The organism is Corynebacterium variabile (genome assembly GCF_006539825.1).
Lineage (GTDB): Bacteria > Actinomycetota > Actinomycetes > Mycobacteriales > Mycobacteriaceae > Corynebacterium > Corynebacterium variabile.
Window position 1 is genome coordinate 49,607 of record NZ_BJNT01000012.1, and the last position, 21,075, is coordinate 70,681.

Annotated in this window: 18 protein-coding genes; 4 read left to right on the plus strand and 14 right to left on the minus strand. The window is 64.7% G+C overall.

All coding sequences use genetic code 11. The features are described from left to right. Positions 1 to 11: 11 nt before the first annotated feature. The 3 genes from CVA01_RS07960 to CVA01_RS07970 are packed head-to-tail and all read right to left on the minus strand — an operon-like array spanning position 12 to position 3,125. Positions 12 to 1,397, minus strand: a complete 1,386-nt coding sequence (locus CVA01_RS07960; RefSeq protein ID WP_244938204.1) for a tripartite tricarboxylate transporter permease — start codon at positions 1,395 to 1,397, stop codon at positions 12 to 14. After that, positions 1,394 to 1,825 carry a hypothetical protein gene (locus CVA01_RS07965; protein ID WP_141329885.1) on the minus strand — a complete coding sequence of 144 codons (432 nt, stop codon included), beginning with the start codon at positions 1,823 to 1,825 and terminating at the stop codon, positions 1,394 to 1,396. Before CVA01_RS07965 ends, CVA01_RS07960 begins: the two co-directional genes overlap by 4 nt. Beyond that, on the minus strand, positions 1,818 to 3,125 hold the full coding sequence (locus CVA01_RS07970) for a hydroxymethylglutaryl-CoA reductase, degradative (RefSeq protein ID WP_280528068.1): 1,308 nt from the start codon (positions 3,123 to 3,125) through the stop codon (positions 1,818 to 1,820). Before CVA01_RS07970 ends, CVA01_RS07965 begins: the two co-directional genes overlap by 8 nt. A 102-nt stretch (positions 3,126 to 3,227) precedes the next feature. Here CVA01_RS07970 and CVA01_RS07975 point away from each other — a divergent pair, with 102 nt between their 5' ends. Then, a complete protein-coding gene (locus tag CVA01_RS07975; RefSeq protein WP_170209729.1) occupies positions 3,228 to 4,988 on the plus strand; it encodes a helix-turn-helix domain-containing protein in 1,761 nt (586 codons plus the stop codon). Positions 4,989 to 5,376: 388 nt separating this feature from the next. Here CVA01_RS07975 and CVA01_RS07980 read toward each other — a convergent pair whose 3' ends face one another. From CVA01_RS07980 to CVA01_RS08000, 5 genes are read right to left on the minus strand one after another with little or no spacing between them, the layout of a single operon-like run. Next, on the minus strand, positions 5,377 to 6,024 hold the full coding sequence (locus CVA01_RS07980) for a CoA transferase subunit B (RefSeq protein ID WP_141329889.1): 648 nt from the start codon (positions 6,022 to 6,024) through the stop codon (positions 5,377 to 5,379). After that, complete coding sequence (locus CVA01_RS07985; RefSeq protein ID WP_141329891.1) at positions 6,021 to 6,821, minus strand: CoA transferase subunit A; 801 nt, start codon at positions 6,819 to 6,821, stop codon at positions 6,021 to 6,023. The genes CVA01_RS07980 and CVA01_RS07985 overlap by 4 nt, the downstream gene beginning before the upstream one ends. Beyond that, a complete protein-coding gene (locus tag CVA01_RS07990; protein ID WP_141329893.1) occupies positions 6,818 to 7,156 on the minus strand; it encodes an AtuA-related protein in 339 nt (112 codons plus the stop codon). The genes CVA01_RS07985 and CVA01_RS07990 overlap by 4 nt, the downstream gene beginning before the upstream one ends. Next, a complete protein-coding gene (locus tag CVA01_RS07995; RefSeq protein ID WP_141329895.1) occupies positions 7,156 to 8,532 on the minus strand; it encodes an acyclic terpene utilization AtuA family protein in 1,377 nt (458 codons plus the stop codon). The genes CVA01_RS07990 and CVA01_RS07995 overlap by 1 nt, the downstream gene beginning before the upstream one ends. Before the next feature lie 9 nt (positions 8,533 to 8,541). Further along, positions 8,542 to 9,906 carry a CitMHS family transporter gene (locus tag CVA01_RS08000; protein ID WP_141329897.1) on the minus strand — a complete coding sequence of 455 codons (1,365 nt, stop codon included), beginning with the start codon at positions 9,904 to 9,906 and terminating at the stop codon, positions 8,542 to 8,544. 143 nt (positions 9,907 to 10,049) lie between these two features. Between CVA01_RS08000 and CVA01_RS08005 the strand changes: the two genes are divergently transcribed. The 3 genes from CVA01_RS08005 to CVA01_RS08015 all read left to right on the plus strand — a co-directional run bounded on the left by CVA01_RS08005 (position 10,050) and on the right by CVA01_RS08015 (position 13,489). Further along, entirely contained in the window at positions 10,050 to 11,033 is a 984-nt protein-coding gene (locus tag CVA01_RS08005; protein ID WP_141329898.1) for a LysR family transcriptional regulator, read from the plus strand. Between the two features lie 215 nt (positions 11,034 to 11,248). Beyond that, the gene (locus CVA01_RS08010) at positions 11,249 to 12,148 is read left to right on the plus strand and encodes an SMP-30/gluconolactonase/LRE family protein (protein ID WP_141329900.1); all 900 of its coding nucleotides are present in this window, start codon (positions 11,249 to 11,251) and stop codon (positions 12,146 to 12,148) included. Positions 12,149 to 12,169: 21 nt separating this feature from the next. Then, the gene (locus CVA01_RS08015) at positions 12,170 to 13,489 is read left to right on the plus strand and encodes an MFS transporter (RefSeq protein ID WP_244938206.1); all 1,320 of its coding nucleotides are present in this window, start codon (positions 12,170 to 12,172) and stop codon (positions 13,487 to 13,489) included. A 94-nt stretch (positions 13,490 to 13,583) separates the two neighbouring features. On the opposite strand, the gene CVA01_RS08020 is transcribed toward CVA01_RS08015, so the two are convergent. The 6 genes from CVA01_RS08020 to fabG are packed head-to-tail and all read right to left on the minus strand — an operon-like array spanning position 13,584 to position 21,069. Next, the gene (locus tag CVA01_RS08020; protein WP_170209730.1) at positions 13,584 to 15,110 is read right to left on the minus strand and encodes a class I adenylate-forming enzyme family protein; all 1,527 of its coding nucleotides are present in this window, start codon (positions 15,108 to 15,110) and stop codon (positions 13,584 to 13,586) included. A gap of 5 nt (positions 15,111 to 15,115) precedes the next feature. Next, positions 15,116 to 16,243: a glycerate kinase gene (locus CVA01_RS08025; protein WP_244938207.1), complete on the minus strand. Its 1,128-nt coding sequence runs from the start codon at positions 16,241 to 16,243 to the stop codon at positions 15,116 to 15,118. An 8-nt stretch (positions 16,244 to 16,251) separates the two neighbouring features. After that, entirely contained in the window at positions 16,252 to 17,604 is a 1,353-nt protein-coding gene (locus CVA01_RS08030; RefSeq protein WP_141329908.1) for an MFS transporter, read from the minus strand. 48 nt (positions 17,605 to 17,652) lie between these two features. Further along, positions 17,653 to 18,846 carry a thiolase family protein gene (locus tag CVA01_RS08035; protein ID WP_141329910.1) on the minus strand — a complete coding sequence of 398 codons (1,194 nt, stop codon included), beginning with the start codon at positions 18,844 to 18,846 and terminating at the stop codon, positions 17,653 to 17,655. After that, positions 18,839 to 20,311, minus strand: coding sequence for a CoA-transferase (locus CVA01_RS08040; RefSeq protein WP_141329912.1), 1,473 nt, complete (start codon positions 20,309 to 20,311; stop codon positions 18,839 to 18,841). Before CVA01_RS08040 ends, CVA01_RS08035 begins: the two co-directional genes overlap by 8 nt. Next, the gene (fabG, locus tag CVA01_RS08045; RefSeq protein ID WP_141329914.1) at positions 20,311 to 21,069 is read right to left on the minus strand and encodes a 3-oxoacyl-ACP reductase FabG; all 759 of its coding nucleotides are present in this window, start codon (positions 21,067 to 21,069) and stop codon (positions 20,311 to 20,313) included. The genes CVA01_RS08040 and fabG overlap by 1 nt, the downstream gene beginning before the upstream one ends. Positions 21,070 to 21,075 lie beyond the last annotated feature (6 nt).

The window sequence follows — 21,075 nt, forward strand, 5'->3', positions numbered from 1 at the left end:
GGTCCTTTCTTCTAGAACAGGTCGAGGAGAGCCGGGACTGTGAGGACGGCCACGTAATAGCCCATGAACTGCACCCCGGCGTGGATACGGAGGAACTTGGTCAGAAGGCCGCCGACGGTCCCCACGGTGGTCACCACCAGCAGGCCGAGCACCCCGCCCTCCCAGAGGGAGATCATGACGATCAGCGCGACGAAGGCCGCGATGATGGCCTCCTGACTGACGCGACGCATGATGAACTTCGCCGCCGCCGGCGCGTACCGCATGACCAGCGGGTACACGAGCACACCGGCGAGAATGACGCCCATCAGTCCGAAAACGAGGAACTCCCAGGAGTTCATGTAGGTGTGGAGGTTGTTCACCTCACCGGACTCTCCGTCAACGGTGAACCTGGGTGGGGCATTGAACAACGGCTGCGCCGGCCCGACGGCCATCGGGCTCAGCGGGAGTCCGAAGGCGATAAGCGGGACCAGGGTCTCACCGAGATAGGTGGACTCCGTAGTTCCGTTCTTCACCGCCATCATCGAGGTCAGACGGTGGTACGCGTTCTTCGGGATCTTCCGGATCGCCTCACCCATCATCACGGTCATGGCGACCGGGCTGAAAACGAAGACACCACCGGAGACCAATGCGGTGGAAGCCGTCCACTTGACCTGCTTCCGGTCAAGTACCTTGAACGGGTTCGGGAAGTATCTCCTCTCCTTCACCGACGGGGTGGACAGGTGGTACGTCTCTCTTGTGTCCTTGTGCGCCTCTTCCCGGCCGTGCGGGGTGAGGACGCCCAACAGACTGACGATGAGCGGACCTACCGCGATGCCGAGGAAGTAGCTGATGGTGAGGGAGGTGTCATGTGCAGCGGTGAACTCCCGGAGCCCGAGGATGAGCACGACAAAGGGGATCATCGCCATGACGCCGCCGAGCCGGGCCGGCGTCAGGTAGGCGATGACGATCGTGATGAGGACGAATGCCCAGGGCGCAACTTCCTCGATGATGTCGGCGACCGGGGCCAGGACGGCGGCGACGATGACGGCGACCGGAATGGCGATCATCGCGGAGATGAATGCCGCACTGATGGCCTTGCGCAAGGCAATATGAGGGACGCCCAGTCTCCGGAGCAGGTCTGCCTCCCGCATGAGGGGAATCGCCATGGTGTCCCCGGGGATACCGAGTAGGGTCGTCGGCACTGCGTGGGTCATGTGCTTGGCGACGACTGCGGCGATGAAGAAGGAGAAGATCCCGACCGGGGAGACTCCGAGAAGAACCACCAGCAAGGTTATGGGGGTGATCGTCGCAGTCTCGTCGGTTCCGGAGACTAGCCCGAGCAACCCGAAGATCAGGGCACCGAGCACTCCCCAGAGCAGCGCATTCGGCAGCTCCTGGAGGATGGTTTCGAGCATCATGCGTCGTTCCTCCTGTACTTCTCTTCGGCACGGGCAAAGGCGTCGTACAGTTCCAGGTCCTTCATCTCCTGGACAACTTCCGGAGGAAGGTCCGCCACGCTTCCGAGCCCGCCTTCGTCCTCGGAGAGTTCCCGCAGTGCGTCCTCGACAGATGAGCTGTCGGCAACCGGGTCGTCGACGAGCACTCGCTGGGGTGCGAACAGCCGGGCACAGAGCACGGCACAGATGATGACGGACGCAAGACCGCAGAGCAGTGAGAACGTCTCCGCGCGGTCCGGGTCAGACACTGCCCGGACCAGAACGGCGTGTCCGATGTAGTAGACGATCACCGTGGTGGGCACGCTGATCGCGAGCGACAGGGCGAGGTTGCGGAGGGAGACGGTCTCTCCCCAGACCTCAGCGAGATCGGTGGGTTCTTTCTCAGTCACGTCGCACCTCCGCCAGGATCTCCTCGGCACGCTCCTGCCGCACCTTCTTCTCCTCGACCATCCGGGTGGCGACCGCGGCGATCTCCTCAGCCGTGGTCGCGCCGGCCGCGACAGCGATATTTCGGGCGTGCAGTGACATATGCCCCTGCTGGATGCCCTCGGTGGCCAGGGCCCGCAACGCGGCCAGGTTCTGGGCAAGTCCGGCAGCGACGATGATCTCCGCGAGCTCGGACGCCGTGGTGACGCCGGTCATCTTGACCGCCAGACGGGCGACGGGATGCACCTTGGTGGCGCCGCCGACAAGTCCGACAGCCATCGGCACCTCGATGGACGCGACGAGGTCTCCATCGCGGTTCTTCTCGAACCGGCTGACACTCGAGTAGCGGCCGTCACGCACAGCATGGGAATGGAGACCCGCTTCAACGGCTCTGGTGTCATTTCCGGTCGCCAGAACAACCGCGGTGATGCCGTTGGTGATGCCCTTGTTGTGGGTGGCGGCACGGTAGGGGTCGGCGTCCGCCAGAGCCGCACTGTGGACGATGTTGTCCACGACCTGCTCCCCACCCAGTTCGGCCGCGGGGAACACAGCGGAAGCGCGTGCCAGACGAAGATCCGCCTTGTTGCTGAGAATCCGCATCAGCGTGCGCCCTTGGGCGATCTCGGCGATCTGCGGGGCGAGAGCCTCAGCCATGGTGTTCACGGCATTGGCACCCATGGCGTCGCGTACGTCAACGATGAGGTGGACGACGACATAGGTCTGCTCCGCAGCCTCAACAAGATGGACCTCGATTCCGATTGCACCACCGCCGACCGACACGAGCATCGGATCGACCTCGTTGGCTGCGGCGACCAGATCATCAGAGGCCTGCAGCAGGCGCATCTTCGCGGCATTCGGGTCGACAACGTCGATGACCTGGATCTGTGCCCGCATCACGGGGCCGCTCGACGAGGTGTGGAAACCGCCGGCACTGCGGGCAATGCGCGCGGCATTGCTGGCGGCGGCGATGACAGAGGGTTCCTCGGTCGCCATCGGTACGAGGACGTCACGGCCGTTGACGGTGAAGTTCGCGGCCACACCTACGGGAATCCCGAGGACACCGATCACGTTCTCGACCATGTGATCTGCCTCGGCCACGCCGAGTCCGTCCGCCGGATCGAGGACGGCGAGGTCCTCGACCTCTACCGGACTATTGGCGACGATGCGGTCGCGTCGCTCCTCGACGGTCAGGTCCTTCAGACCGCTCAGCCTGCTGGTCACCATGATTCTCTCCTGTTCACTCGGGTATGGGCGGGGACACAATGCAGACCGGATGGGCTGCTCATCACACCCGAATCACTCTAAGTTCGCTTTTCGCAATGCAATATGTGCTCGGAAGACACTACATGCACTAGTTTTGTGTTGATGACACACCCGGATGTAAACAACGACGCGCTCCGCCGCCGCTACGACAGGCTGCGTGAAGTCCACGAAGCGACCGGCAGTCTCATCACCCTGCGAAACGTCGACGGAGTGCTCAAGGAGATCACACAGCGTGCGCGCCATCTCCTCCGCTGTGACAGCGTCTACCTGGACCTTCCCACGTCAGATGACCCGACTGTCTTCGCCGTCCGTACCTGGTCGGGTGACCTGACGCCAGCATCAAGGGGCACGTCGGTGTCCCGGGGAAACGGCGTAGGCGGAATTGTCCTGGAGACCGGTGAGCCTTTCCAGGTCGAGAACTACCTGAGCAATGAGGATATTCGCCACGAGGCCGCCCACGACGACATGCTCGCCGGCAACGACATCGCCACACTGCTGGCGGTGCCTCTGGTCTTCGGAGGGGAGATCACCGGACTGCTGTTCGCTGCACGGCGCAGGCCCCAACGCTTTGACGAGGACGACATTCTTATTCTGACTGCACTGGCCACCCACGCGGCCATAGCGGTACGCAACGCCCAGATCGATGAGGAGAAGGAAGCCGCACTCGCGCGACTCTCCGACGCCGTGACGGAGAGTGAGCGCCGGAGAGATGTCCTCACCCGCAGTGCCCTCGTGCACGGCACCCTCAGCGATCTGGTTATCCAGGGAGCGACCGTCCGTGAGATCCTTGAGGCCATCCATTCCACTCTCGATATCCCGGTCGCCTTCCTCGACCGGTCCGTACCGCATCGACCCCGTCACCTCTCCGTAGGAGGTCTGGTGGTCTCTCCGGAGGTCGCGGGCCGCATCATTGATTCAGCGGAACCGTCACCACGGATGCGTTCTGTGAGGACAGATGACGGACAGTGGATGGTCGTGGACGCGGTGACCGGCGAGGGGGTACTGGGAACCTTGGTCACCCCAGAGAACCCGAGAGTCGACTCGGATCTGGGGCGTGTACTGGAAAGAGCGGTACAGTCACTGTCCCTGTGCCAGCTCGCAACCCGTGCACTCGCCGCCGCCGACCGACGGTCCGCGACGGAACTGGTGACCAAGCTTCTGATGTCTCCACCCCAGTTGACGGAGCAGCTGCGCCGACGGGCCTCACGGCACGGCATCGATGACCGAGGGGCGGTCCCCCTTGTCAGTGACATCAACACCCCGTCCGCGCTACAGGTCGCCGCCGACTGGACAGAGCGGTCCGGCGGGCTGTTCGCCTCCGTGGATGACCGGCTGGTCATCCTTATCACACCGGAAACGACGGATCTCGACATACGCCAGCTGACCGAGAGGCTGCTCCGGCAGGCAGACGGCAACCGTCCAGGCAACGTGATTGTCGGTGGTCATGTTGGGCGTATCGAGCACACGTCGGGCGAGTACATGGCCGCGTGCAGGGCCCTGAACTTCGCCGAGGCACTGGGGGTGCGAGACTCGGTACATTCTGTCGAGGAATGGAGCATATTCTCCACCATGTTCCACGAGCCCGACAGCGCTGCACTCGATCGCTTCATCCAGGAGAACATCGGCCCGGTCCTCACCTACGATGCCAGGCATCAGTCCTCCCTCGCCGAGACCGCGAAGACACTCCTGGAAAACAATCTCAGCCCGAAGACGGTTGCCGTCCACCTCGGTGTTCATCCCAACACGGTCAATCAACGGGCGGCACGCCTGGACCGGCTTCTCGGAGAAACCTGGCGCCGACATCCCCGTGCTTTCGTGGTTCTCGCAGCACTCACGCTGGACGCCCTCCGGGCCACGGTGTGACGTCACCGCCTATGTAGGATCGTCCGTCGTCTTTCCCGCGCTGTCCGGCCCGTCGGACCGCGTCTTTCAGGCCTGTGAACGTAACCTTCTTCGGGGAAACAGTCGCTTTCGTGGATGACAACGTCATCGTCAGAGCCGTGTTCATCCGTGACATCTGCGCTACGTCGGAGTCCCACTGTGCTATGTCCAGGGGATCTGCAGTCTTCGGGTCCACGGCGGCGAGAACACAGAACACATAGGCATCCGGATGCCGCGCCCGGTCAGTCGCCCACAGCCCCGTCATCACACCGAACGCATCCTGGATCTCCCGGTGATCAGGGTCAGACGCCTGCCCTCCAGTCGTCGGGAGCGGAGCGGTGGCCTCTTGCGACGACTGTCGATGAAGCCATCACACACCCACTTCGTCGACCACCGAGAATTCCGGCCCCGTCCTGGCCCGGAGTTCCTCGATGTCCACACCCGGCGCGAGTTCAGTGAGCACCAGACCGTCACCGGTCACGTCGAAACAGGCGAGGTCGGTGATGATCCGATCGACCACTCCGACACCGGTCAGCGGCAACGAGCACCGGGACAGGATCTTCGGCGAGCCGTCACGGGCCACGTGGTTCATCAGCACGATGACACGGTCTGCTCCGTGCACCAGATCCATGGCACCGCCCATGCCCTTGACCATTTTGCCGGGCACCATCCAGTTCGCGAGGTCACCGGTCTCGGAGACCTCCATGCCGCCGAGGACGGCGACATCCAGGTGAGACCCACGGATCATCCCGAAGCTGAGGGAGGAATCGAAGAATGAGGCACCAGGGTTCACCGTCACCGTTTCTTTTCCGGCGTTGATGAGGTCGGCGTCCAGCTGCTCCTCGGTGGGGTACGGGCCGGTGCCGAGAATGCCGTTCTCACTGTGGAGGACGACGTGCACGCCGTCCGGCAGGTGCCCGGGGATCAGGGTCGGCAGCCCGATCCCCAGGTTCACGTACTGTCCGTCCCGCAGCTCCAGGGCCGCCCGGGCCGCCATCTGGTCTTTCGTCCAGCTCATCGCTGTGCCTCCCTGTCTTCCCTGTGGTTCATACCGTCACTGTGTTCCCGGACAGTGCGCTTCTCGATCCGCTTGGCCTGTGGTCCGGTCTCCACGATCCTCTGCACGAAGATCCCCGGCAGGTGTACCTGCCCCGGATCGATCTCACCGGGTTCCACCAGTCGTTCGACCTCGGCGATCGTGACTGTCCCTGCCATCGCACACAGCGGATTGAAGTTCATCGCCGACCTGTTGAACACGAGGTTTCCCTCTGTGTCCCCGAGTTCCGCGTGGACCAGTGCCACGTCGGCGGGCAGGGCCTCCTCCAGGACGTAGTGACGTCCACCGAACTCGCGGGTCTCCTTGGGCGGAGACGCCACCTCGACGGAACCGTCCGCACGGTAGCGCCACGGAAGTCCGCCTTCGGCGATCGGTGTGCCGACGCCGGCCGGGGTGTAGAACGCGGGTACGCCGACACCCGCCGCCCGGAGCTTCTCAGCGAGCGTGCCCTGCGGGGTCAGTTCGACCTCAAGTTCACCGGCGAGGTACTGCCGCGCGAATTCCCTGTTCTCACCGACGTAGGACGCGACGACCCGACGGATCTGGTGTCCGGCGAGCAACAGGCCCAGACCCCAGTCGTCCACGCCGCAGTTGTTGGAGTAGACCTCCAGATCCCGGACACCGGAATCGACCAGTGCGGCGATGAGCCGGTCCGGGATGCCGTTGAGGCCGAAGCCTCCGACGGCCAGCCGGGCGCCGTCGGTCACGTCCGCTACCGCGGCCGCTGCGCTCGGGATGACTTTTCCTGTGGTACTCAAGACAGTTCTCCGTTCTCGTCGTCACTCGCCGTGCCGTCCAGCGGCAGGGTGAGCATGTGGTAGCTGAGGGTCTTCCCGTGTCCGTCGAGAACGGGGGAACCGGTCACTCCCCCGCCGAGCAGGCCGCGCAGTTCCACCACGAAAGCCTCGGCGGCGGGGACCTCGCGCAGGGTCACGGTTTCCGTCGCGCACCGGAAGTGCTCGGAAATGGAGACTGTCGTCAGCTCCCCGCGCAGGTACTCGAAGTCAGCCGACGAGCGTGGGAGGACAGCCACGATGAGGGTGTCCCCCTTGTCCCCGGTCCGCGCGTCCGCGTAGTCATCCAGGATTGTCATCACAGTGCTCCGTCCGTGTCGTTGTTCAAGGTCATGGAACCGATGGTCGTCACGGTCGGCGTGACGAGGTCTCGGGGCAGCAGGGTCGAACGGATCGCCAGCATTTCACTGCGTCCCTTGCGCGCGCCACCACCGGCAGCCGGACCAGCGCAGTAGAGGGCCTCCATCTCCCAGCCGATGGCCTCGGCCTGGGTCTCGGTCGGCACCCGGCCGGCCACCCGGAGACGGACCTCCGGTGGGTCGGCAGGCATGGGCGTCATGTCCCGGAATGCGGCACCGGCGCCGATGAACTCCACGCTGAGCGCGGACGGATCCACACCGTGGACGCGGGCCAGGCGGTCAGAGACGATCGACCACGCCAGTTCTGCGCGCTGCCGGGCGCGTGGACCGGCATAGGTGATCTGTCCCTCCCCCAGCCAACCGCCGCGGAATCCGAGGGTGACCTTCAGGGTGCCGGTCCGGGGATGTCCGGTGGCGCCGGACACGCGGACAGCGTCCGGCCCCACGGTCTCCAACCGGATACCGGAGAAGTCCGCCACCACGTCAGGGGTGAGGTAGGCCGACGGGTCAGCAACCTCGTACAGCAGCTGTTCACGCACGGTCTGCCGCGTAAGCGTTCCGCCGGTGTCCGCGAGCTTGCCGAGGACCGCGGTACCGTCCTCACCGATGTCGGCGAAGGGGAAGCCGAGATCCGCCATGCCGTCCACCGGCTTGGTCACGGGATCGGCGAAGTACCCCCCGGTGACCTGACCGGCGCACTCCAGCAGATGCCCGATGAGGGTTCCCGCGCCCAGCCGGTCCCAGTCGTCCAGGGCCCACCCGAATTCGTGCACCATCGGGGTGAGGAAGAGAGAGGGATCGGCGAGGCGTCCGGTGACGATGACGTCCGCGCCCACGGCGAAGGCGGGGAGCGCCTGCTCCACCCCCAGGTAGGCGTGGGCGGACACGAGTCCGTCGTTGTCCGCCGACAGCGGGCGTCCGGTCTCCCAGATCTGCGGGTCGGTGCCGGTGACCTGGGTGAGGACGCCGTCTCCGGTGAGCACGGCGACCGTCACCTCCCGGTCGGGGACGACCTCGGCGGCGATCCGGGCGATGAGGCGGCCTGCGGCCTCCGGGTTCGCGGCGCCGGAGTTGGTGACGACCGTCGTGCCCTGTGCCGCGGTGTACGGCAGGACGGCTCGCATTCGTGTCTCCAGGAGTGGGTCGTAGCCGGTGGTGGCGTCCTTGAGTCGCCGGAGCTGGCCGGCGGCGACGGTACGTTCGCCAAGGCACTCGAAGACGAGGTAGTCGAGGCGGGCGTCCTTCGCCAGTTTTACGGCGGGGTCGAGGCGGTCACCGGCGAAACCCGCGCCGGAACCGATACGGATTGTTCTCATGATTACTCCTTAGACGGCGAGCGCGCCTGTGACCAGCGCGGCGACGGTCATGACAATGGTGGTTCCCCAGGCCCAGAGGAAGGTGAACTTCTGGTGCTTGCCCAGTTCGACCTTTGCCATGCCGATGAGGATGAAGGTGGAGGCGGTCAGCGGGCTCAGTGGGAAGCCGGTGGTCATCTGCCCTGCGATCGCACCACGGGCCACCATGGCAGGATCCACACCCATGGCAGAGGCGGTCTCGGAGAAGACAGGGAGGACACCGAAGTAGAAGGCGTCCGGCGTGAAGACGAGGCTCAGCGGCATCGACACCACCGAAACGATGACAGGGAGGAAACTGCCCATGCTGTCCGGGATGACGTCCGCGAGAGTCTTGGCCATCTCCTGGATCATTCCGGTCTTGCCCAGAATGCCGGTGAACACGCCCGCGGCGAACACCATGGAGGTGACAAGGACAACGTTCGCACCGTGGTCCTTGAACAGCTGCTGCTGATCCGACCACTGTGGGAGGTTCACGCACAGGGCGATGACGAAGGCGACGATGAAGCAGACTTCCATCGGGACGCTGTGGGTCAGCAGCACGACGATCAGCGCGACCGTGAGCACCAGGTTGAACACCATGCGCCAGAGGGGGACGTGCTGGTCGCGGGAGGCGTGGGATGTGTCGGTGTGGTCGGTGTGGTCGGTGAGGCCGCCCTCGGCCACCGTCCCGTTCCCCGCCGCCTCCACATCGTCAGATGACAGGATGCCGTCCACGCTGAGTGTCCCGAGCCGTCGCCGTTCCATCCGACCCAGGATGTAGCTTGCGACGAGCACCCACACCCCGCCCGCGATCATGGGGATGATCATCGGGGTGAAAACTTCTGAGGAGGGCAGATTGAGGGCCGCCATCGCGCGCAGGGTGGGACCGCCCCACGGGAGCATGTTCATCAGACCCGCGCCGAGGGCGACGATGGCGGTCAGGGTGATCGGACGCATGCCGATCCTCTGGTAGATCGGGAGGAAAGCGGACAGGGTGATGAGGAATGTCGCGGCCCCGTCACCGTCGAGGTGGACACACATCGTCACGACGGCTGTACCCATCGCGATCTTCACCGGATCGCCCTTGGCCCAGCGGATAATGACCCTGATCAACGGATCAAACAGGCCGGACTCCATCATCAGACTGAAGTAGAGAACGGCGAAGGTCATCATCACGGCGACAGGGGCGACCTGAAGCAGACCGTCACCGATATTGTCGCCGAGGTCTCCGCCCTTGCCGGCGATGACAGCGAAGACGATGGGGACAAGGACCAGGCCGACGAGGACCGACGTCCGCGTGAACAGCGTGAGTGCGAGAAACACCCCTACTGTGAGAAAGCCGAACAACGCAAGCATCGCGGTGGCTCTCCTCTCATGGATACTGCGGCAGCCGCGATGCACCGTGATGTGGCGCCCGTGACGTACCGCGTGGACATCGTCGAGTATGAGCCAGGCCACTTAGTTGTGTCCAACAACAATATCGCATAGATTAATGCTCCATGCGCATGAAAGACATCACCGTGGAACACATGCGAACCGTCATCTGTATCGCTGACCAGGGAGGATTCACTGCAGCAGCCGATGTTCTCGGGCAGTCCCAGTCCTCCTTGAGCAGAGTCGTCGCGATGGTGGAGAAGTCCGCTGGCGCGCGACTCTTCGACAGGACCACCCGGAGTGTCACCCTGACAGAGCTCGGGGCAGAGTTCGTCCACACCGCACGTCACATCGTGGAGACCTACGACCGGTCCATCAACCATTTCGTCAGCTATCTCAGCGGCCCCAACGGAAAACTGAGAATCGCAACCTTGCCGTCCCTCGCAGCCACACTGCTGCCACCGTTCATCCACCGGTTTCACCACGCGTTCCCCCACGCCACCGTTGACCTCCTGGACCTCAAGGCCGCGGACATCATCGACCTCTGCCGGGATGGCACGGTGGATCTCGCGGTGACCGCCGAGGATGCCGAACTGTTCAACACTCTCCCGGGCAGCTTTCACTTCACCCCCGTCGCGAGCGAAGGCTTCGCCTGCATTCTCCCCTCCGAGCATGAGCTTGCCCGGCAGGAGACGGTGGCGTGGACCGATCTCGCGGGGCAGTCCTTCATCTCCTTCACCGGAACAAGTTCCGTGCGGCGGATTACGGACCGGGTGCTCAGCGCCGCGGGCATCGTGCCTGCGCAGACGGTCTCCGCCGGGACGATCTCCGCGGTCGCCGGCCTGTGCGCGGCAGGGCTCGGAATCTCGGCTGTGCCCGGGTTCGTGATCCCCATGACCCGGGTGGCGGGGGTCACCATCCGACCACTGGCACCCCTGGCGGGGGCGGGCACGGTGACCCGGCGGGTCGGCATCCTGCAGGACGCCTCCCGGCCGCGCACCCCCGCAGTCGACGAGTTCGTCTCGCTGCTCAAGACCTTTGACGGGGACGCTGGCAGCCTTCCCGAATTCACCAGGTGGAGTGCGGGACAGGCGTGCAATTCACGTTGAACACCCATGGGCAATAGAGATGTATGTCCGCACCTTCAGCCGACAACACAACGTTTCCCCTGCTTAACCATTGCTTATCCCTCCGGATCTTCAGCACAATCCCTCCTCATGACCACCCTGTTCTGTGACTCGAGACACAGCAGTGCGGGCTGACGGCTCCGCATCACGGGTAGTCGTCCACCAACTTGTCCACACCCATGAGGAGGAGTCACCGCATGACTTCACTGTCAGATCCACACATCAATGTCCTGCTGGACATCAAGACCACGCTGGGAGAGGGCCCGCTCTGGGACGCCGACTCTGAACGCCTCCACTGGGTGGACAGCGCCGACGGCCGGATCTTCCGGTCCACCGCCGACGGACGGGAGCTTCGTGCCTGGGAAGTCGGCGAGCCGATCGGATCCATCGCGCTCAGCGAGGACGGCACCGCTTTCCTGGCCGCGCTCAAGTCCGGCCTCTACTGGGTTGACCAGGCAACCGGGGAGAAGACGCTCATCACCGACCCGGAGGAGAACGACCGGACCCGACTCAACGACGGGAAGACCGACCGACAGGGACGCTTCATCGTCGGTTCCATGGACACCCTCGAGGAAGACCCGCTCGGGCGGCTCTACTCCTACTCTCCCGACGGCGGTCTCCGCGTCCTCGATGAAGGCATCATCTGCTCCAACGGCCCGTGTTTCAGCCCCGACGGGAGAATCCTCTACTTCAGTGACACCTGGACCGGCGACATCTGGAGCTACGACTACGACCCCGATACCGGGGACGCCACCAACCGCAGGGTCTTCGCCGGTGTCGACACCTCCCGGGGCGGAGCCGCCGACGGAGCGACCGTGGACTCCGAGGGCTACCTCTGGCAGGCACTGGTCTACAGCGGAGTCATCGTCCGTTACGCCCCGGACGGCACCGTCGACCGCACCATCGAAATGCCGGTCCTCAAGTGCACCAGCATGAACTTCGGCAGCCCTGACCTCGACACCCTCTATGTGACGTCGATGGCGAGGCCCCCACTTCCCCGATTCCCTGACGACGGACAACAGCGCGGTTCCCTGTTCGCAATCACCGGTCTCGGTGTCACAGGGGTCCCCGAACATCGTTTCGCTGGAAACGCTTAGGAGGCCACCATGTACACCCGGATGAAAACATCGCTCGGCCAGATCCACCGCTATTCCTGGGTCTCCCTGGCTGTCTGCTGGCTGATCTGGATTCTCAACGCCTACGACCGGGAGATCGTCCTGCGCCTGGGGCCGTCGATCTCCGAGACCTTCGACCTCTCCCCCGACACCTGGGGTGTAATCGCGTCCCTGATTATGCTCGCTCTCGCCGTCATGCCGATTGCCGGCTCCGCCATGAGCGACCGGCATGGAGGCGGCCACAAGCGGGCGGCATTCCAGGTCCCCCTGGTCATCGGAACCACCGCACTGGCCTTCCTCTCCGGATTCAAGACTGTGAGCCACAATATCGTCGCCTTCATCGCGGTCCGCGTCGGTGTGAACCTCGGCGCAGGCTGGGGCGAACCGGTGGGTGTGAGCAACACCGCCGAATGGTGGCCCCGGGAGCGCCGCGGTTTCGCCCTCGGTGCTCACCACACCGGCTACCCGATTGGTTCTCTGCTCTCCGGTGTCGCTGGCGCAGCCGTACTCACCTGGTTCGGAGACGAGGGCTGGTCCTACGCCTTCTTCTTCAGTCTTGTCTTTGCTGTACCGATTATGCTGTTCTGGCGGAAGTACTCCACCCGGGACAAGATCGACACCCTCTACGCCGACATCGAGGCGAAGGGACTGACCGCCCCCGAGGTCATCACCGAGCACGCCGAACGTCCGGAGGGTGTCCTGCGCAAGGTCCTGACCACCCCGCAGATCACCGGCACGGCAATCACCACGATGCTCACCCAGATCGTCTACATGGGGGTCAACACGGTACTTCCGCTGTACCTCCACAACATCGTCGGCCTTTCCCTGGCCGAGTCCGCCGGGCTCAGTGTTGTGTTCACCCTCACGGGCATTATCGGCCAGGTCCTGTGGCCCACGCTGTCGGACATTTTCGGACGCGGGGTCACGATCGTGATCTGCGGTCTCTGGATGGCCGTCAGTGTCGGCTGCCTCTACTTCGCCACCACGTCGCTCCTCGTCGTCATCGTGCAGCTGGCGTTCGGTCTCGTCGCCAATGCCGTGTGGCCCATCTACTACGCCACCGCATCAGACGCCGCCCCTGAAGGTGGAACCTCCACTGCCAACGGCGTGATCACCACAGCAATGTTCATCGGTGGCGGTATCGCTCCCGTGCTCATGGGGCGTCTTGTCGGCCTTGGCGGCGGGTGGGAGGAGTCGACCGGATACGTCTACACCTTCCTCTGCATGGCGGCCTTCGCACTCATCGGCGCATTGGTTCCCCTATTCATCCGTCAGATCCGCCATTCTGCGCCTGTCACCGAGCAGCTCACGGTCACCCCGTAACGGGCGCACTTCCCGCGCCCGATACATCACAGACCACAACGAACCCCCGACGGCTCAACGCCGTCGGGGGCTCACGTTCTGTCTGGGTCCCCGGTCACCGCTCAGTCAGCAGTGCACGCACAGCGTCCCGGTCGGTCTTCATCCCGACTGTCCTCGGGATCTCGTCGACCGGGAGGATCCTGACCGGCACAGCGTACTTGGCGATCCTCCCCCGGAGTTTCTCCGGGAGTTCCCCGATGTCAGTACCTTCCTCAACCACCACCAGGGCGGCGGGGACCTCCCCGTACAGGTCATCTAGGACACCGACGACGCAGGCGTCCTCCACCCCCTCAAGACTGCACAGGACATTCTCCACGCTGTTCGGGTGGATCTTCTCCCCGCCCCTGTTGATCTGATTCTTCAACCGGTCCACGACATAGAGGTACCCGTCTGCAGTGAGATACCCCAGATCTCCGGTGGTCAACCACTCCGCAGCCGTGAAGTGGTCGTCGGCATCCAGGTATCCGGGTGAGACATTGGTGCCGGACACGGTGATCTCGCCGACCTCGTCCGAACCGAGCTCTGTCCCGTCAGGGGCAACAATGCGCACGGTGACACCGGGAATCGGGGTTCCGGACGATCCGATGAGGGACGAGGACGCAGCGTCCACCGGAAAGACCGTGGCCGGCGACGTCGTTTCCGTCAGTCCGTAGACCGTCCGGAAGGACGCCGCGGGCATGTGCTCTGTCAGCCGTTGGATCCGACCGGGCGGCATGTTCGCCGCGCCGCACGCCAACAGTCGGACGTTCCCCAACTGTGGACGTTCCTGGGGCCAGTTCTCCAGCATGAGCTGGAAGATGGTCGGGGACCCGTGAATGTATGTCACCCCGGTATCTTCCGCCCAATGGACGAAGGCCACCGGGTCGAATCGCCGTTGAAGATGTAGGGTCATTCCCAGGTAGACGCACTGCAGTGCGACAGCTACTACTCCGGTGACGTGGTAGAGGGCCGCGCCGAAGATCATGCTGTCCTCCGCGGTCAGGTCAAGGACGTGCTCGTACGCGGCCACGGCATGCATGATGTTTCGGTTGGTGAGCACGACCCGTTTCGGTGTCCCGGTCGTCCCCGAGGTGAACATGTGGACGGCCGGGGCACAGGGATCCGTCACAGCCCCCGGCATCGGTCTCCCCGACGGGGACAGGAAATCCGACAGTGCCATGGTGGTCGGAACAAGAAAATCACCGGTACCGGCGGCACGGGGATCGTCGACGACGAGGATGTCGACCCGGGCGATTCCGATCATCTCGGTCAGCTGGGCGTCAGAGAATTTTCCGGGCAGCATCACGGAGACCGCGCCTATCCGGTTCACTGCAAGTAGAGCGGTGAGGAACGCCGCCGAGTTGTCGAGGAGGATTCCGACCCTCGTCCCCGGACGGGCACCGATCGCCCACAGATTGGCGGAGGCGGTCTCAGCCTGGCTGAGCAACTCGCCGAATGTGAGGCTGTCGCCCGAATCCTCGCACACGGCCGCCTTGTCCGGATATCTTGCGGCGGTCCGGGACAGGGCACCCCACGCAGTGAGCGGAACCCGTCCGAATGTCCTGGTTTCCGGGTCAAATTGGCCGGAGAGTATGTCAGTCATTGTCATTATTCTTCCGTCGCTTTCCTCAGATATTCCGCAACATGCTTCCGTAGGTTTTCCGCGCCACGCGCCAGGGATTCCTCCAGGGGCGCGGTGGGTTCACTGACCTGCACCACTGAATGGAACAACACGGGGACCAGGTCTTCCGCAGAATCAGACACCCTGCCGCCGAAGGCGACGGTCGGGACACCCTGCTGCGCCGCGGATCCGGCGACCACCGCCGGGGCTTTGCCGTGACCGGTCTGGACGTCCACGCTCCCCTCTCCGGTGAGCACCAGATCGGCTCCGCGGCACAGTTCCCGGAAGTCCACGAGATCCAGCAGAAGTTCAGCACCGGATTCCATCCGTGCGTCCAGGACCGCGAGGAGGGCCGCGCCGACACCGCCGGCGGCTCCTGCCCCAGGCACGTCCCTGATTGTGCCTGCGTCCCCGCCACAGCCGCCGGCCAGCACCTGAACCCATCGTCGGAGTGCCTCATCGAGCGGGCCGAGGTCCTGCGGCGTGGCACCTTTCTGCAGCCCGAAGACCGCTGACGCTCCGTCAACACCGCACAGGGGGTTGGTGACATCACCGGCGATGATGACCTGCGTATCTTCCCACCTGGGGTCCATCCCTGTGATGTCGAGGCTGTCTGCCTGCGCCATCCCGGCAGCGTCCGGGGTAACCGTAGTGCCATCGCGGTCGGTGACGTAGACGCCGAGTGCCTGGAGCAGCCCGAGGCCACCGTCATTGGTGACGGAGCCGCCGAGTCCGACGATGACCGTTGTCGCCCCCGCGTCGAGGGCATGTGCCATCAGTTCCCCGACCCCGCTGGTCCCTGCTCTCCAGATGTCACGACGGTCCACGGGCACGAGGTGGATGCCAGCGGCTTCCGCGAGTTCCACCACCGCGGTGGATGTGGCGGGGACGAAGCCCCAGACGGCGTCCACCGGCGTGCCGGTCGGCCCGGTCACCGTGGCGGTCCTGAGCTCTCCACCCAGTGCCGGGGTGAGAGCTAGGGCGGTTCCTTCGCCTCCGTCGGCGATCGGGACTTCCACGACCTCGGCGGCCGGGTCCACATCGTGGATCCCGGCCGCCATGGCGGCCGCAGCCTCGACCGACGTCAGGGATTCCTTGAACGAGTCGGGTGCCACGATAATCCTCATGGCTCCGCCACTACTTCCGTAGGCTTCGCGTTCTTCAGGCCCCACGCCAGAGCTGCGCCACAGACGGCGAGGATGCTGATGAACCACAGTCCTGCCCGCGAGTTTCCGGTGGATTCCTCAAGACTTCCCATCACGGTCGGGCCGATGAAGCCACCGACCAGGCCACAGGTGTTGATGAAGGCGACACCGGAGGCAGCGGCAGCACCCGAGAGTCGGTCAGTCGGGAATGTGAACAGGATCGACTGGATGACGAAGAGCATGAACGCGGAGATGCAGAAACCGACCAGCGCGATGATGAATCCGGAGGTGGCTGCGATGACCAGTCCGCCGGCGATGAGGATGAGGCCACCGGAGACCATGGACTTCTTCCTGGTGATGTTGGTCGCATGGCGGGGCAGCAGAATCGAGCCGACTGCTGCGGCGATCCACGGCAACGCGGTGATCAGTCCGACGGTCAGCGACGACATGTCGTCGTTGTAGCTCTTGATCATCGACGGGAGGAAGTATGACAGGGAGTAGACGGCGATCTGGTGGGTGAAGTAGATCGCGACGATCAACCAGATCTGCCTGTCCTTCAGTACGGGGCCGAGGGCACGGAGATCGCCGTGACTGCTCTGCTCTCCGCTATCCTCCGCGCTGAGCACGCGGGACAGGTCCTCCTTCTCACCGTCAGTGAGGAATGACGCATCCTTGGGTCCGTTCGGGAGTTTGAACCAGACCCAGAAGCACATGATGACCGCCGGGACGCCCTCGATGAGGAACATCCACTGCCATCCGTGGAGACCTCCGAATCCATCCATCTCCAGCAGCAGTCCGCCGATGGGGGCACCGATGATGTTTGCCAGGGAGACGCCCAGCAGGAAGATGCCGATGGCCTTCGCCCTGGTCTTTTTCGGGAACCAGAGTGAGATATAGAAGATGATGCCGGGGTACAGACCCGCCTCAGCGGCACCGAGGAGCATACGGACGATGTAGAAGGACCACTCGTTCCAGACGAAAGCCATGCACATCGACAGGATTCCCCAGGTCAGCATGATGCGGGCAATCCAGAACCGAGCTCCGACCCGGTTGAGGATCAGATTCGAGGGGACCTCGAGGAAAGCGTAGAAGACGAAGAAGAGTCCGGCACCGAGTCCGTAGGCGGCGGCCGAGATGCCGATATCGGTCTCGAGGCCTTCCTTGGCCATGCCGATGTTCGTTCGGTCGACGAAGGAGATGATGTAGGCGATGACGAGGATCGGCATAAGGCGGCGGAAGATCTTGGTGATCGTTCCGGCGGTCCGGGCCCGGACAACCGCATCAGCGTCCCGGGCGGCCTCGAAAACCTCGTTCGAGTTGGTGGTACTCATGGTGTCACTCTCTGTTGTGGGTGGCGCAGTGAATTCGGGTTACCCGGGTCAGACGGCCCGGACAACGGCGGCGACGGCCTGCCCGCCACCGATGCACATGGTGACGAGGCCGAATTCCTTGCCGGTGCGGTGCAGGTTGAGCAGTGTGCGGAGAGTGAGGATGGCTCCGGTCGCCCCGATGGGGTGACCGAGGGCGATGGCTCCGCCGAGCGGGTTGACCTTCTGCGGGTCAAGCCCGAGATCACGGGACACCGCGACGGCCTGCGAGGCGAAGGCCTCGTTGAGCTCGATCCAGTCGATGTCCGCGAGTGACAGTCCGGTCTGGCCGAGGACCTTTTCCACGGCGTAGCGCGGGGCGTAGCCCATGATCTCGGTGCGGACGCCGGCCTTGGCGAAACCGACGAGTTCTCCGAGCGGGCGGACGCCGTCCGCGTCCGCGGTCGCCCGGGTGGTCATGACGAGCGCGGCGCCAGCGTCGTTGATACCGGAGGCATTACCGGCGGTGACTGACCCCTCCGGGTCGAAGGCCGGACGGAGCTTCGCGAGCTTCTCGACGGTCGTCCCAGGACGGGGGTGCTCATCCGTGTCGACCGTGACGGTCTCCCGGCGCTTCTTCACCTCCAGCGGCTCGATCTCGTCGGCGAAGAGGCCCGCCTCCTGTGCGTCTGCGGCGCGACGCTGGGATTCGGCGGCGAAGGCGTCCTGCTCCTCCCGGGAGACGTGGAACTCGCGGGCGACGGCCTCGGCGGTGGTGCCCATCGGGTAGTTGCCGAAGGGGTCGGTGACCAGGGACAGCGTCCCGTCGATGACGGTCCGGTTCGCGAGCCGCCAGCCGTCACGTGCGCCGTAGTCGAGGAAGGGCTGGGCGGACATGTTCTCCGCGCCGCCGGCGACGACGTAGCGCGACTGACCGGTAGCGAGTTCCTGGGCGGCGCTCTGCACCGCCTGGAGACCGGATCCGCAGAGGCGGTTGACGGTCATTGCGGTGGAGCTGTCCCTGGCCCCGGAGGCCAGCGAAATACGACGGGCAAGGAAGGCGTCGCCGCCGACCTGGCCGACACAGCCGTAGATGAACTCGTCGATGTTCTCTGCGGGGACCCCGGCCCGTTGCAGGGCAGTGCGGGTAGCGTGGGCGCCGAGTTCATGGTTCGGGACGCTGGCGAGGCTGCCGCCGAAGGAACCGACGGCGGTACGGGCCCCGGCGAGGAAGACCGGCGCGTTGGGGTTGGTGGAGTCAGTCATTGTTCGCTCCTGTGATGGTGAAAGGGATTCGTTCGATTGCCGCGCGTGCGTCGTCGCTGTCGTCGCAGTCCTGCAGCGCCCAACCGTCTTCGGTGAACGCGAGGAGGTAGTACTCGGTCGCGATGTAGACCTTCTGCCCCTTGCGCAGTGCCTGGGCACCGGAGAAGCTGATCTGGTCGACGTGGTCGGTGTACTTGGAGTGGCGGCCGGAGACGGAGACGAGGAAGCAAACGGTGCGGGCCCCGTCAACGATGTCCATGAATCCGCCGCAGCCGATGGCGTTGCCGCCGAGGAAGGAGACGTTGATGTCGCCGTGGGGGTCGATCTGGCCGGCGCCCATGAAGGTGATGTCCACTCCCCCGCCGTTGTAGAAGTCCATCTGCTGGGGATGCCCGACGATGGCGGACGGGTGCACCGAACAGCCGAAGTCGACGACACCCAGCGGGAGTCCACCGTAGGTGCCGGACTCGACGGTGAGATGGACCTCCGGGAGAAGGTCGGCTTCGGCGAGTGCCTTCCCGACGGTGTCGGCGGGGATGCCGGTGCCGACGTTGATCACGTCGCCGTACTTGACGAGTCCGACTCCACGACGTCCGACGTTCAGGCGGTGCTCAGGAGTCTCCTGGACCTCGAAGGCATGACGGAGACGGTCGGCGTCCATGTGTCCGGAGACGAGACCACGGTCGACCTCGGGGTAGCTGTCGGACTGCCGGTGGTACGTCTGCGGGTCGGTGCAGACCACGGTGTAGTCGACCAGCGGTGCAGGAACGGTCACGTCGCGGGCGTCGATGTCCCCCGGTTCCACGATCTCGCGGACCTGGGCGATCACCACGCCTCCGCAGTTGTGGACGGCCTGGGCGATGGCCAGGGCGTCGAGGCCGGAGACCTCCTCGCGGTGGCTGAGGTTTCCGTCGGTGTCGATCGCGGAACCGCGGATGAGGGCGACATCGAGGTCGAAGGCGCGGTAGAAGATGTACTCCTCACCGTTGACCTCGACGATCTGGACGTACTCCCCCTCGGCGACGTTGCTGCGGGCGGAGTCGTTGATCAGTCCGGCGCCGAGGCGGGGGTCGACATAGGTTGCCAGGCCGACCGTGGAGAGCTGGCCGGGGCGTCCGGCGGCGATGGACCGGAAGAGGGTGGACAGCTGCCCCTGCGGGAGACACACGCCTTCGGCACGGTCCTGTCCGAGGAGCTCGCCGACGGGTGGGTTGAGCCCCCAGTGTGAACCGACGACGCGGCGGACCATGCCGTCATGGGCGATGCGGGCCAGCCCAGCCACGCGGTTGGACTGTCCGGCGGCGTGAACCCAGGTGAGGTCCCGGGGCGAGTTCGTGCCCAGGAAACTGGTCTCCAGCACCGCGAACAGTTCGTCGGCGACACCCATCATGGTCATGCCGTCGCTGACCACCGTCGCGCCGTCGGGGACGAGAGCAGGTACCTGATCAGGGGTGATGATCTTCATCAGAGTTTGTACCCTCCGCCGATATTGATGACTTCGCCGGTGAGGTAGGAGGCATCATCCGAGGCGAGGAAGGCCACGAGGTTGGCGACATCCTCCGGCTGGCCGGCGCGTCCCAGCGGGATCTTGTCAAGCTGGGCGTCAAAGAGGTCCTGTGGCATGCCGCGGGTCATCTCCGTGTCGATGAATCCCGGGCAGATGGCGTTGGCGGTGATGTTCTTGCGCGCCAGTTCCTTGGCGATGGAGCGGGTCAGGGAGACGACGCCGCCCTTCGCCGCGGCGTAGTTCGTCTGGCCGACGTTTCCCATCCAGGACGCCGAGGCGACGTTGACGATGCGTCCGTAGCCGGTGGTGCGCATGTGGGTGCCGATCTCACGGCACATGTAGAACTCTCCGGAGAGGTCGACAGCGAGCACGGCCTCCCACTGGTCGTCGGTCATCTTGTGGAGCATGGCGTCCCGGTTGATGCCGGCGTTGTTGACGAGGATGTCGATGTGCTCGAGCTTCCCGATGAGGTCGGCGACAGTGGTACGGACGGCATCCGCGTCCGCGACATTAAGCTCGACGGCGAAGGAACCGTTTCCGCAGGCCTCGGCTGTGGCCGTGGCGGCCTCGAGGTTGACGTCAGTGACGATGACGCGGGCGCCCCGGTCGGCGAGCTTGCGTGCGATGCCCGCGCCGATGCCGCGGGAGGCCCCGGTGACGACGGCGTTGCGTCCTGCGAGGGGCGAGTACTGCTGGTCAGTGGATAAGGCTGTCATGGGGAT

Coding starts and splice junctions, on each gene's coding strand:
- CVA01_RS07960 (WP_244938204.1), bottom strand. CDS start 1,397: ATGATGCTCGAAACCATCCTCCAGGAGCTGCCGAATGCGCTGCTCTGG.
- CVA01_RS07975 (WP_170209729.1), top strand. CDS start 3,228: ATGACACACCCGGATGTAAACAACGACGCGCTCCGCCGCCGCTACGAC.
- CVA01_RS07980 (WP_141329889.1), bottom strand. CDS start 6,024: ATGAGCTGGACGAAAGACCAGATGGCGGCCCGGGCGGCCCTGGAGCTG.
- CVA01_RS07990 (WP_141329893.1), bottom strand. CDS start 7,156: ATGACAATCCTGGATGACTACGCGGACGCGCGGACCGGGGACAAGGGG.
- CVA01_RS07995 (WP_141329895.1), bottom strand. CDS start 8,532: ATGAGAACAATCCGTATCGGTTCCGGCGCGGGTTTCGCCGGTGACCGC.
- CVA01_RS08000 (WP_141329897.1), bottom strand. CDS start 9,906: ATGCTTGCGTTGTTCGGCTTTCTCACAGTAGGGGTGTTTCTCGCACTC.
- CVA01_RS08005 (WP_141329898.1), top strand. CDS start 10,050: ATGCGCATGAAAGACATCACCGTGGAACACATGCGAACCGTCATCTGT.
- CVA01_RS08010 (WP_141329900.1), top strand. CDS start 11,249: ATGACTTCACTGTCAGATCCACACATCAATGTCCTGCTGGACATCAAG.
- CVA01_RS08015 (WP_244938206.1), top strand. CDS start 12,170: ATGAAAACATCGCTCGGCCAGATCCACCGCTATTCCTGGGTCTCCCTG.
- CVA01_RS08020 (WP_170209730.1), bottom strand. CDS start 15,110: ATGACTGACATACTCTCCGGCCAATTTGACCCGGAAACCAGGACATTC.
- CVA01_RS08030 (WP_141329908.1), bottom strand. CDS start 17,604: ATGAGTACCACCAACTCGAACGAGGTTTTCGAGGCCGCCCGGGACGCT.
- CVA01_RS08035 (WP_141329910.1), bottom strand. CDS start 18,846: ATGACTGACTCCACCAACCCCAACGCGCCGGTCTTCCTCGCCGGGGCC.
- CVA01_RS08040 (WP_141329912.1), bottom strand. CDS start 20,311: ATGAAGATCATCACCCCTGATCAGGTACCTGCTCTCGTCCCCGACGGC.
- fabG (WP_141329914.1), bottom strand. CDS start 21,069: ATGACAGCCTTATCCACTGACCAGCAGTACTCGCCCCTCGCAGGACGC.